Source organism: Chitinophaga sp. YR573, from assembly GCF_900110995.1.
In the GTDB taxonomy this organism is placed as follows: domain Bacteria; phylum Bacteroidota; class Bacteroidia; order Chitinophagales; family Chitinophagaceae; genus Chitinophaga.
Genome location: NZ_FOJF01000002.1, coordinates 968,979 through 982,671, shown reverse-complemented (window position 1 = coordinate 982,671; position 13,693 = coordinate 968,979). Strand labels below are relative to the sequence as shown.

The window sequence follows — 13,693 nt, the reverse complement described above, 5'->3', positions numbered from 1 at the left end:
TATTATTGAATGGTATAGTTATAGGAAAAGGTTTTTAAAATGTTTCTGTCCTTGTCTCTGATCACTTTTAATCTGCCCAATCCATCATACTCATAATAAACAATATGGTTCCCCTCATCATTCTTACTGGTCATTCCTACCAATGGAGTATACGTATAGGTACTCATCTGAGCTACAGAAGGGCGCAATTTTATATCATCAAACCATACTTTACCAGTACCATTATTATCAACACGAATACTTAGCATTTTTACATCGATGGGAACAGCGTACTCTTTCTCCACATATACCCACTTGCCTGTTTGGGCGGTAGAGATGTTGTCTATGTAGGAATAAGCAGCAGTTTCACCACTCTTTTTCATCATCAGGTTGATAGTGGCACCGGGGCCATTGCTATATATCCAGCCGGAAAACCTAAACTTCGTAGCTGCTGCAAGAGAAACATTAATCCAGCCCGGATAGGTTGCAGTACCTGCATTTGTTATCATACCAGCATAACGACCCGAATATACTTGTGTTGCATCACTTGTAACACCTGTCCAGTTACTTGCCTCTTCAAAGCCATTATATAATACCTCATTAATATTGGCTCCTATAGATTGTGATACAGGATAAGTACCGTCAGTTGTCCAGGTATAGCTTGAAGGAACTCCTTTTGGATCAGTCATCTGCATGATGTTACCATACTTTCCATACGCCTGGTATGAAACTGTACTTACCGGTACTCCATCATTCCCCCCATATCCCCATATACTGTCTGTTTTAGGGGCTATAAGGCTATCATTTGTTCCCCACAGGTTATCATACATTGTACGTTGATAACTCAGTAATATGCCATTTTTATAATTGCCTTTCCAATATGGCTGCCGGATCATATTTCTGCGGACCATCTGATTTAGTATACCCGCATTAGGATCATTCAGCGCATGATTACCTGGATAATACATGATATCATATACAGAATCCTTTTTGCTGTTCATGTGCCATATTTTTGAGGGCAACGCATAATTATTATAGGTATAACCAATACTATCTTCCAGGACTATACCATTATCATCATATTCCTGTTGTTTCGTAGCAGTCAGACGATATCCCCCACTTTTTATATTATACATCATATAATTAAAATCAGTAGCCTGTTCAGCATTGCAATGTTCTAAAGTCAGCCACTCTAGTATACTCCATAGTTGGTATCCCTTCTCTGTATTGAAATTGTATAAACCGTAACTATTGGTCACCTGTTTTAACAGGCGATATGAACTATCCCCAACATTGTATTTATAAGTATGTACTGTATACAACTGCTCATCAAACAGTGTATTATTAATCCTTTCCTTTCCTCCCAGACTACCCGGAGTTGGAATAACAACATAATCATTAGGAAGATTATATTGATAGATCGTCTTACCGTTAGATACATTATTTCCGTACTCATATTTAGTCACGTATGGATATAATACATTGGCTCCCTGGAAGTTGATATTAGAATAAACCGGCGGGCCAACAAATGTAATTTTCTGACCAGTCTGAATTGTACATGCTGTTGGCCCCGGCTTAGCTTCAGCAGTAGCATGTCCATAAAAGTTGCCATAGATTATCTCCTCCGGGCTGAAAGGCATACTACCCATACCGGTTTCTCCGGCTGCATATTTATACACTTCCTGTTTCTGAAGTGTGCTATCTGTATTGTAAGATGAAATTGTTTGTATTCTTATTCCTCCCCCGGAATTTAATTGCATGGATGACTCAATTGTAGTACCCTTTACATATGCATCAATATAAGTCGTAACCAGATCCTTTACCGTTGCGGTTAATTGGTATACATGACTTGTATTACATTCATATTGATATTCGATAACATGCGCATTCTGATAATCAGAATAAGTATCCGAACTCCATGATTGTATAATTGTACCTGTCGTTGAATCCTTAAAGGTCACCAACTGTGCTGTTGATACTGGATTTGCAGAAAAAGGAGAAAGCGTAAAATGAATAGTAGCCCAGGCCGTTGACGCACCGGTAGGTGAAACCGTTTTAAAATTGATCGTCTGAGTGGTTGTAGCAAGTCTGCCCCCTCCATATATTTTGAATATCCCTAATGAGGTATCTACAGTATTCGTCCAGGACTTTATATATTTATTGGGTTCAAATTTCAATGTAGTATACCCTCCTGTTGGATAGGTAATCCTGTTTAACAACCCTGCCATAATAAAAGAATCAGAGGGCTGCCGGTTCGCATCACCCAAAACTCCGTATTTACTCAATGCAGCATCTTGCGGCAATATATTAGGCATCAGACTAGCATTGGATGTGGCGCCGTTATAAAAGCCCCAATAATCAGCCGCAAAAGACGTTATAGAAGGTATGGGTGTATTCACATAACCGAACTGATATTTTTCAGGCTGTCCACCATTAATATCTTCAGTCATAAAAGATAATAGTTTCAACCTGTAGTCTACAAAACCAGGAGATGTATTTCCATCAGAAAAATAGTCATATGCAAAAGAAACCTTCTTTACTCTCTGATAACCTGACCCATCCTTGCTATAAACTACGATGCTATCCAGTAAATTATTGCCGTAATCATTTCTCACTGTATTGGCATAAAATGTAACCTTCCCCTGCCGGAAAACGATCTCTTTTAATTTGGATGCATCATACTGAGATTGACTGCTGGAAGATGTCAATTCACCTTTAACATAATTGACCTCACCAGTCTTCATCATATAGCTCCTGGAATATGTTGTAGTCGTTTCCGTACTCCAATCAGGATTGGATGTAGCAGGGTAATCATAATTCAGGTATAATGTGTCACTGCTATCATCTGAAATAATCCGGGTAAGGTTCCATTCCTGCACATATTGTTGAAATCCTTCAGTATCGTTAGTAACCAGCTTTTTACGTTCGAAAAAATATCTTGTTCCATCATCATCTGTGATCTGATATGTATTATCAGCAGCTATTCTTTTTATTTGAACAGACTGATAAGGAATAGTAACAAATGATTTTGATGTTCTTGAATAAATGAATCGTCCTGATTTACCAGAAAAACTATAATCGAAAAAATCCGGTTGCGGATCAGGAGTATTATTTGCCCAATTCATCATGGTATAATAACTCTGAATCAATGGTATTGTATCGAGAGAGGACATATGATTAAACCAGCCATATACATCCTTCTCATCCACATTCCCCCTTACAGCCCTTCCTATACTACCTCCAGGCGCTAATGACCAACCCAACCCCACCCAGGTAGCTCTTTGTGTAACTTTAATCCCGGATGCATGATAACTCAATGAAAGAGGTAGTTTGATTTTACCTGTATTGATCTCATACAAAGGATAACTGATCTGAGGTACACCTGTCATCATACTAACAGGCATATCATTATATTTAAATAACTCAGCTGTCTCAGGGCTTAATGGTACTATCGGTTTGTTTTGTGCTGCAACGTAAAGTACCGGGATGCAACAAAACATAAAAAAAACAAGTATCCTATTCATAGTTTAATATTCTAATATTGGCCTGTTAACTATTCGACATTATACCCTTATCATTGGGGTGTTGCATGTTCAAGTGCATCCATTCTTTTCTTTAAATCATTATTCTCTTTTTTCATCTCTATCAGGTATAATGTCAACTCCTCCACTTTCTGCAACAGCTTCTTATTCATTTCCCCTACATCAATCCCATCTTTTACCACTTCCTCAGCAGAAGGAATACCCGATAAATGTTTATTCGCATTAATATAATTTTCTACTTCGGTTAAAGGGGTTAACTGATAATCCTCCTGGAATACAAAATCTGCCCAGCTGGTTTGTTTCACCTGCACTCTTCTGGCACCTATAGTACCTTCTACTGCTAGTTTATAAGTACCTGGAGTCGTAGTACCAATACCCACATTACCGCTGCCATCAATGCGCATTCTTTCGGTACCGTTATTCGTAGAAAATGTCATAAATCCTCCCAGAGTACTTGAACCCCTGAAAAAGTTGATCGCACTGTTAAGATTACCGTAGTATTTATGTTCCAGTGAAAATGACACGGAATTCACGGGTACGGTATTATAAGCATGAGCGCTTAAGCAAGTACCTATGCCAGCATAATCACCTTCTGGTAACCTGGCTAATACTAATGTGGTTGTATCTGTTACCATGGTACCAATATCAACAGTAGCACGTGGCGTTAGTGTGCCTACACCCAGCTTCCCCGCACTATTCCAGATACCTGTACCCGGCAGATAGACATTACCTGCAAACTTATTTAAGTAAGGAACCAGCAAGGTGGCAGTAGCACTACCAGATAGTGTAGAATCTACAGCTGTCCATCCGGTGAAATTAGCCGCTGTTTCGGCAGACAGCCCCGTTGCATAAGCACGGATATGTAAACGCTGGTAAATAGTTTTACTGTCTATAAAAATGACCACTTTCCCATTTTCTGCAGCCAGATAAACCGGTGGATTTGCAGCACCGGAAGTACTTACCGAAGCATTGTTAAATACGGTGCCATTTATGTTATATACCAGCGTCAGGTTAATAGGGGAACCTGTACTGTATTGGAAGCCTTCTATCATAATGGTCGGCATCTGTGAAACAGAAGTAAAGGGCAAATTGGTTTTGATCTTTACCCCATTTACAGGCGTTCCATTAGTATAATAAGAATACACATCATTATAATACTGAGCATCCACGCACAACGATGCACACAACAGGGATAACACGAAAAAAACTGATTTCATGAATTAAAATTTAAGGTATATTGATTAGAAGTTATATCCAAGACCGGCCTTGATATTATCTGTTTTAGGTAATTGATGCGGTGCTAAAGATGCTTTTCCGGAAGTAGTCCCCTTAAATAACAAACATTCATGATCTCCTAAAATTTAGCCACAGATTTGCCTTAAAAAATATATTTCATTGTCACCAACATAATATTGTTGGTGACATATTTCTGCTTAATGACAGGAAGGATGCTCCTGATTATACAAACGTTCCAGTATTTCTACCCTCTTTTCCAAATCACTTTTCTTTTCATTCATTTCAATCAGATGCAACGTCAGCTCTTCTACTTTCTGCAACAACACTCTATTCATCTCTCCCAGATCCTGTCCATTCTTTTCTACTTCTTTGGCAGACGGTACATCAGGCAAATGTTTATTAACAGTTACATAATTTTTAATTTCCCATAAAGATGGTAACTGATAGGAAGAATCAAATACAAAGTCCGGCCATGGTGAAGCCTGGGTGACTTTAACTTTCCTTGCCGCAATAGTACCTTCCACAGCTAATTTATTACTACCGGTAGTAGTAGTACCAATGCCTACATTACCGGTGTTAATTACGTTAATAACGCCTACGCCTGAATTAACCCCTCCTATCTTCAGCATATTATCACCTTCCTGTATATAAAACCGGCTATCAACACCTGATTGAATGGATATCGCACCTTCATTGTTATTGCCACCATACACACTCAGTTTCACTACCGGACTAGCAGTCCCTATACCTGTATTACCAGCATCATTAATAGCCATCCTGAGAACACCTGTAGTAAAGAATTTCAGTCCTCCATAACTGGCCATCCACAAACTGTTCCCCGCTGCACTCCAGCTATCCGGCGCCCACTGCATACCATAATTTGGCTGAAGTTTACCATCATAAGTGAATCGGTCATTTAATGCAAATCCGATGAAATTTTGCGATGCCAATAAAATATTTCCGTTTAGTGTTAACTTCTCTGTAGGACTAATAGTACCTATCCCAACATTTCCTGCTGAAGTGATAGTCATGATATCTGACCAGATAGGCGTATTTGCACGGGTAGCAAAACGAAGGTCACTCCTGGTACCCGCATCAAAACCGTAAATTTTGTGTCCATAATTGGCAACTGGTGTAAAGATCAGTGTCTTATTAGTCCCTGTATTAGCCTTCAAACTATCAAAAGCAACTCCCTGGGAAAAACAATTAACCACAGTAAAAAAGGAGCTTGCACAAGCAAGCAGTAAAAATTTCTTAGTCATATTTTAAATTTGGATTTATCTTAAAAATTATACCCCATTCTCAACTTAACAGGGCTTGTTGATGGAACATTCCTGCTGGCCAGGAAATCATACAACACCATTATATTTCCTTTCAGCTTTGCACTGATTTTATACTTTTTGCTGATACCTATTAATGCACTCCCCTGCCAGCCCTTCCAGTTCTTTAACTGTTCCACATGAGAAAACGTTGACAGATAATTCTCTTCAAAACCACCGTTTATAAAGAAGGTCCCTTTCAGCTTCCAGTCAACAAAACTTCTCAAACCTACTCCCTGATGACTGATAGCAATATCATTCCAGCCAGTACCTAAGCCCAGTTTATAAGAGATCCCAACACCGGCACTACCGTTCTTATGGAACTTATAAGCCACCTGACCAGCGATGTCTGATGTTGTAGGATAATACTTACTGGATTTCTGGAACTGTACATTCCCTCCAAATTCCAAACGCTGCAAAAAGCTTTTCGTCTTCATTGGATTTGGTTTGAAATCCGGCATGTCGCCTGCATTATCCAGCTCAGGGAACTTGCTTTTCAATTCGCTGAACTGTGACCTTGCCTGCTCCATCTGCTGACTCACTGCCGCCTGTGCAGAAGGGCTACCGCCAATCCGCTGCTGTACCAACTGCTCTACCTGTGAACGGGTTTGCAGACCTTCCAGGCTTTGTGCTGTATTACTGGCAGCAGAGAGATTGAACAAACTGGCCAGTTGTGAATGTTTCTGAATGAAATCATTATAGGCAGGTACTTTCTTTAACATCTCTACGGCTTTAGCTTCCGCCTTCTTTTTATCTTTGAGCAAAGATTTATATTCATTGATCTGCTGCCCATAATAATAGGCCTCTTTATTCATATTCTGCAGGTCTTTACCAAACCCGGTATACTGCGCCAGCTGATCTTTCAATTGCTGTCTGCGTTCACGGATATATGCCTTTACTTCTTCCGCCTGTTGTAGCTTTCCCTGCAAATCCTGTACACTTTGAGTAGCACTGCTAAGTTTATCTTTCGATGAACCCAACAAGTCTTTAGACCCATCCAGGAATTTCAGTGAGTTCTGCAAAGTATCCAGGTCTGCATTGCCACCTAATGGAACATTACCCGGTACCTTGTTTTTAAGGCCGGATTTCAGCCCATTCAACTTATCTATAGAACGGGTAAAGATGTTCTTTGCAGCCACAGAATCTACCTTCCACAATTTGGCCTGCATCTTCTTTTCCTGTTTGGCAAACCTGTCCAAAGCCTTTTCAGTGCGTTTGTTTACCTGCTCCTCTACATGATGGGATTTATGCTGTACCTGGGATAAATATTTCTCTGGTAGTTTTGTGACAGTACTGTCTGCGTCAATAGCAAAAACAGGAAGAGCTGATAAAATAACAAACAATGCAAAGAGTAAAAATTGACGCATATAGGGAATGTCTTTAAAATAATATGAAATAGGTATCTCTTACTTAGATGATTGAAGAAATAAAGAGCGGCCGCAGATACCACCTGCGGCCTTTTATCTATATTACTTCTTCTCATTCTGTAATTGCTGCACCATCTTCATCAACTGATCAATTAAAACCTGCTGTTTCTCACTCTCCTTTTTAAGATCAATGAGGTATAAAGTTTGCTCTTCTACTTTATGCAACAATACCCTGTTCATTTCTCCCAGATCCTGTCCATCCTTCTGTATTTCAGCAGCAGATGGTACATCCGGTAAATGCTTATTAACAGCTACATAATTCTCCACTTCTTTTAAAGCAGGTAACTGATAAGATGAATCAAAGACAAAGTCAGGCCAGGGTGCCGCCATCGTTACTTTTACCTTTCTTGCAGCGATAGTACCTTCAACTGCCAGTTTGCTGGTCCCGGTACCCCTTGTACCAATACCTACATTACCAGCAAAAAAACTAGTATTACTGATGTCTGTAAAATAAGCAGTACCCTGATAATTCATACCATACTGGTTTACGGAAGCATCCGGTCCTGTTTTAAATGTGTATGTACCTCCATTGGTCTCTTGGTAAGTAACCGCATTTGCAACACCATCATATACAACCGGGGTCACTGCATAATCTGCCTTATAATAATACGGCGTTAATCCACGCAGCCAGATCAATATTTTATGGTCCGCATTTAAAGTTGTTACATCCATCCATCCTGCAATCAATGCTATATTAGGAGTGCCGAATTTCTCCCGGAGATCCACATCAATAAAATTGGAACCATGCCCCCAGTTAGTGGTGTGAAACCTTACCTTGGCAATGATTGAACCCCACCAGTCAGTATTAGCAGCATTTTTGTGAATAACAGACCGTCCGATTTCCAGTGTTGTAGCCACATTACTATCCCATCCCCCATCATAAAATGAAACGGGATAAAATTTGGTAGGATCTCCCTGAACTGTAATGGTACCGGTAACCTGGGAAAACACTGTATTAGCAAAAAAGAATACAGATAACAATGACAATAAAATCTTCTTAACTCGCATAGATTATATAGATGAATAATTGAAAAAGGAACAATGCTATTAACTTTGGTTAGCAGCTATAGTAGGGATAACTTAATAAGCAGCAAATGTATTTATACTTCTCCAGATCGATAATAACACTTTCGTGTAGATAATAATATCATAACACAATGATACAAACCTACTGCGCAATCTATCTACGCAATAAAAAAAGCTACAGAAGAAATCTCCTGTAGCTTTTTTAAAATTCATGTATTCACTTACACATTCCCTTTCTTCAGCTCTTTCACCGCATGATCCACCGCCCTTGCTGTTAAAGCCATATAAGTGATAGAAGGATTCTGACAGGCAGAAGATGCCATGCAGGACCCATCCGTAATAAACACATTCTTTGCAGCATGCACCTGGTTCCATTCATTAAGGACAGATGTCCTGGGATCACGTCCCATTCTTGCTGTTCCCATTTCATGGATACAATGGCCCGGAGGCGGCATACTATCATAAGTATTCACGTTTTTGATACCGGCAGCTTCCAGCATCTCTTTCGCGCTTTCCAGCATATCCTTACGCATTGCCAGCTCATTCTCCTTGAATGAACAGTCGATGTCCAGGGTAGGCAGGCCATACTTATCTTTCTTGTCTTTGTTAAGCGTTACTTTGTTCTCGTGATAAGGCAGATGTTCTCCCCAGGCACCAACGCCCATGGTCCACATACCAGGTTCTGTCTGCACTTCTTTCAATGTAATACCAATGCCATCAAAGCTGGTACCACGGCTACGATCCGCTCCACCCTGATAACCAAACCCACGCACATAGTCGCTACGTTTAGTAGCTTCACTGATATTCCGGAAGCGTGGAATGTATATACCATTAGGACGACGCCCGCTGTTGTAATACTCATCCTGGAAACCATCGAAATCTCCGCCCGCACCTACACCAAAGTGATGGTCCATCAGGTTATGCCCTACTTCTCCGCTATCGTTACCGAACCCGTTAGGGAAGCGGCTGGATACAGAGTTTAACAACACCGCAGTAGTGCCGATAGTAGAAGCATTTAAGAAGATGATATTGGCGTAATATTCCGTTGTTTCCAGCGTATGTGCGTCCATGATACGTACACCCTTGGCTTTGCCTTTCAACTCATCATAAATCACTTCCAGCACAATAGAATCCGGACGTAATGTAAGATTACCCGTTTTGGCCGCAGCGGGTAAAGTAACCCCGTTACTGCTGAAATAACCGGTAAAAGGACATCCTCTGGCACACAGGTTACGGAACTGACAAGGACCACGATCGTGATGCTTTTCAGTCACATGCGCTACACGACCAATAGTAACGATACGGTCCTGATATTGCTCTTTAATACGTGCTGCCACATGTTTCTCCAGACAGTTCATTTCCATCGCTTTCAGGAACTTCCCGTCTGGCAACTGCGGCAAACCTTCTGCCTGACCACTAATACCTATATACGATTCAACATAGTCGTACCATGGCTCTATATCCTTATAACGGATAGGCCAGTCAACACCATGACCATCCTTTGCATTAGCTGTAAAGTCTACATCACTCCAGCGGTACACCTGCCTTCCCCACATCAGTGAACGGCCCCCTACATGGTATCCCCGCAGCCAGTTGAATGGTTTCACCTGGTTATAAGGATTCTCCTTATCGTTTACCCAAAACTGTTGTGTTGCTTCATCGAATGCATAACACTGGCTCTGAATAGGATGGTTCTCCCTCATTTCCGATGTATGATTCAAACGGTGCGGAAACTCCCAGGGCGCCATCATGGCGGTGGTGTAATCTTTCACATGCTCCACGTTGCGGCCTCTTTCCAGTACCAGCGTTTTCAACCCTTTTTCACACAGCTCCTTCGCTGCCCATCCTCCGCTGATCCCTGAGCCTACAACAATGGCATCATAGGTATTCTCCTTCTCTGCTCTGATGTTGAGATTCATATCTTAAATATTTCCTTTCTTCATTTCTTTCACAGCATAATCTACTGCTCTTGCTGTCATGGCCATGTAGGTAAGAGATGGATTCACACAAGCTGCTGACGTCATACTGGCGCCATCTGTTACAAATACATTCTTCACTGCATGCAACTGGTTCCAGGAGTTAAGCATAGATGTTTTAGGATCGCGGCCCATACGTGCAGTACCCATTTCATGGATAGCCATACCGGGATAAGAACCATTGTCATATGTCTTTACATCCTTCAGACCTGCTGCTTCCAGCATTTCTGCTGCATCGTTCATCATATCCACACGCATCTTCTTCTCATTTTCCTTGAACTCTGCGTCAAACTTCAATACCGGCTGTCCCCAATCATCTTTTACAGAAGTATCCAGCGTTACTTTATTATCCTCATAAGGTAAACACTCTCCAAAACCTCCCAGTCCCATACTCCAGTCGCCCGGTTCTGTCAGCATATCCTTGAAATCTTTACCTACTCCCATTTCAGCAATACCACGTGCCCAGCTGCCACGGCTCGCACCTCCCTGGTAACCAAAACCACGGATGTAATCACGTTTGTCGCTGCCGATATTACGGTAACGGGGAATATAGATGCCATTTGCCCTGCGGCCGGAGAAATACTTATCATCAAAACCTACTGCCTTACCGGAAGCGCCTGTACGGAAGTGATGGTCCATCAGGTATTTTCCCAGCACTCCGCTATCATTACCTAATCCATTCGGGAAACGGTGAGAGATAGAGTTCAGCAGTACGAAAGTAGTTCCCAGCGTAGACCCGTTCACAAAGATGATCTTTGCATAGAATTCGGTCATCTGCTTGGTGTGTTTATCGATTACTTTCACACCGGTAGCCTTGCCTTTCTGCTCATCGTAGATAACAGAATTCACAATACTGTCCGGACGTAAAGTAAGATTACCTGTAGCTACTGCTGCCGGTAACGTAGACGACTGTGTGCTGAAGTATGCTCCGAAAGGACAACCACGGCTACACAGGTTACGGTACTGACAATTGGTACGGCCAGGTAATGGCTGTGTGATGTTAGCCACACGGCCCATCGTCATGATACGGCCCTTATATTGATCTTCTATGCGTTTCTTCACGTCTTTCTCCACACAGTTCATTTCCATCGCTGGCATAAACTGGCCATCTGGCAATTGTGGCAATCCTTCTGCCTGTCCGCTGATACCTGCGAAGCGCTCTACATAATCATACCAGGGTGCCAGGTCTTTGTACCGGATAGGCCAGTCAACCGCAATCCCATCTTTCAGGTTGCCTTCAAAATCGATATCGCTCCAACGGTACGACTGCCGACCCCACATAATGGATTTACCACCCACGATATCAGGACGATACCAGTCGAAACGTTTTACTTCATTATATGGACTTGTAGAATCATTGATCCAGAACTTTTCATTATGCTCGCTGTATGGATAATCGCGGCTTAATTTAGGATGTGTTTCCCTTTGTTCTACCGTAATACGACCAGCATGTTTAAACTCCCATGGATCTTTGGTAGCCGTATCATAATCCTTTACGTGTTCTAATGGTTTACCTCGGTCCAGCATCAATACTTTCAGACCTTTTTCAGTAAATTCTTTGGCTGCCCAGCCACCGCTTACACCGGAGCCTATCACGATTACATCGTACGTATTTTGCTCCTGAGCTTTCATATTCAGATTCATGGAATTACTTTATTTGTTGTTACGAACTAATTATATCGCCCATGCCTTATCCCCTTTCTTGTAAGGGATACAGCCTTCAAATTTGCCTGGTACGGCAACATAACGCAGTGCTTTGGTAGCACCTGGTTCAGATGTGAAATAGCCTAATAATGTCAGCTCTTTCAATACCTGGAAGTAATGGGTTGGATCACCTTCTTTTTTGTTATCCCGCTTGTTATAAGCTACACGTTCCTTATCTATTTCAGTCAGTAACGCGGTCTTCTGTTCTGCAGTGATATCTACAAAAGGCTTCTTATACTGTTTTTCACTGGCTGCATCGATCTTCTTCATACCATCCAGCACTATCTGCTGATCACTGGTCTTGTAGCAATCGTTCAGCATCGTAACAATAAAATCTTCGACCTTTGCCTCTTTGGCACCGGGAGTATCTGTTTTCGGTATGATAGTTTCCGCGATTTCTGCTAATAAGCTCTTGGTTTCAGGCGCCTTGAGGGCGTAATTCTCCGGAGCCTTTGGGTTACAACCTTCCAGGGCGGATAATGTGGAAGCGGATATGGCAGTCCCTAGTAACAGGGCCACATTCCTGATGGCATGTCTTCTGTTCATAACGATAAAATTATTTGACCTTAACTCAAGGTTCGAAAAAAAAACGACTTTTCATAGAAAAATTAATTAAACGGCAAAAAAGAAAGGGACTGGCATAAAACCAGTCCCTTCCGTTAAACAATTTATCTGTAATGAATTACATAATATACTTGCCCTTGCTGTCTACCATTACTACCGGCAAACGGTGATGTCTTTCGAAATAATCATACGCTCCTTTCAGGTCTACCCAGAAACGCTGGGAAGTACTGTCCGTAAGGGTTACACTACCCAGATAGTCCATAGAACGCATGTTGCCGAACTTAATAGGGAATACATGCACGGGGATGAAATCCTGCCCGGCATTCTTGGCATTTACAGCCAGGATATACACTTCATCTATGAATTCGTCTGTAAGCGGAATACAGCCAATGGTGAGGCAGCTACCGTGAATGTAAATCTCCTTACCCGGCTTTTTAGGATCACTTAACACCTTATCTGAGAAGTTGGGATAGTTGATACCAAGAGAAAGATGATAGTTACTGTTAGGATTGAAATCATTGATATAATAAAACCCTTCCGGTACCTGCATATCTCCCTCTTTACGCTTAGGGCCCATTTTACCTGAAAGCGTACATACCCGGTACGACTTAAATAACCTGAAAGTGTCTGTGGCATTATTCTTCACCCAGATTTCCAGCTCACTGTCCAGTTTAAAAGAGCGAAGAAAAATGTATTTGGCAGGATATACCAATCCTTTCTTCTCAAACTCCTTCTTTAACTGCTCTTCTTTATCCCTGTAAGCATATACTACTTTGGGAAACATCTTCTGATTATCCAGAAATGATTGCTGGGCCTGTAGTTTACCAAACCCTAACAACATCATCACTGCTAAAACGACCTGCTTCATAGATAATTTAACACAATTTTACAAGTTCACTAACTGTGTTCTGTCCTTACAG

Annotated in this window: 9 protein-coding genes; all 9 read right to left on the bottom strand. The window is 41.4% G+C overall.

The genetic code is table 11. The features are described 5' to 3' along the window. Window positions 1–2 precede the first annotated feature (2 nt). Window positions 3–3,383, bottom strand: coding sequence for a hypothetical protein (locus BMW86_RS23810; RefSeq protein WP_177189371.1), 3,381 nt, complete (start codon window positions 3,381–3,383; stop codon window positions 3–5). 170 nt (window positions 3,384–3,553) lie between these two features. Beyond that, window positions 3,554–4,738, bottom strand: a complete 1,185-nt coding sequence (locus tag BMW86_RS23805; RefSeq protein ID WP_143056676.1) for a hypothetical protein — start codon at window positions 4,736–4,738, stop codon at window positions 3,554–3,556. A 216-nt stretch (window positions 4,739–4,954) separates the two neighbouring features. Beyond that, the gene (locus BMW86_RS23800; RefSeq protein WP_089784642.1) at window positions 4,955–6,019 is read right to left on the bottom strand and encodes a tail fiber protein; all 1,065 of its coding nucleotides are present in this window, start codon (window positions 6,017–6,019) and stop codon (window positions 4,955–4,957) included. A 20-nt stretch (window positions 6,020–6,039) separates the two neighbouring features. Next, window positions 6,040–7,443, bottom strand: a complete 1,404-nt coding sequence (locus BMW86_RS23795; RefSeq protein ID WP_089784640.1) for a GumC domain-containing protein — start codon at window positions 7,441–7,443, stop codon at window positions 6,040–6,042. Between the two features lie 102 nt (window positions 7,444–7,545). After that, window positions 7,546–8,511: a hypothetical protein gene (locus BMW86_RS23790; protein ID WP_143056675.1), complete on the bottom strand. Its 966-nt coding sequence runs from the start codon at window positions 8,509–8,511 to the stop codon at window positions 7,546–7,548. Between the two features lie 239 nt (window positions 8,512–8,750). Further along, a complete protein-coding gene (locus tag BMW86_RS23785; protein WP_089784636.1) occupies window positions 8,751–10,448 on the bottom strand; it encodes a GMC oxidoreductase in 1,698 nt (565 codons plus the stop codon). Window positions 10,449–10,451: 3 nt separating this feature from the next. After that, complete coding sequence (locus tag BMW86_RS23780; RefSeq protein WP_089784634.1) at window positions 10,452–12,149, bottom strand: GMC oxidoreductase; 1,698 nt, start codon at window positions 12,147–12,149, stop codon at window positions 10,452–10,454. A gap of 30 nt (window positions 12,150–12,179) precedes the next feature. After that, window positions 12,180–12,755 (bottom strand): gluconate 2-dehydrogenase subunit 3 family protein, encoded by a 576-nt coding sequence (locus tag BMW86_RS23775; RefSeq protein WP_089784632.1) that lies wholly within the window; start codon window positions 12,753–12,755, stop codon window positions 12,180–12,182. Window positions 12,756–12,891: 136 nt separating this feature from the next. Continuing rightward, the gene (locus tag BMW86_RS23770) at window positions 12,892–13,641 is read right to left on the bottom strand and encodes a L,D-transpeptidase family protein (protein ID WP_089784630.1); all 750 of its coding nucleotides are present in this window, start codon (window positions 13,639–13,641) and stop codon (window positions 12,892–12,894) included. Window positions 13,642–13,693 lie beyond the last annotated feature (52 nt).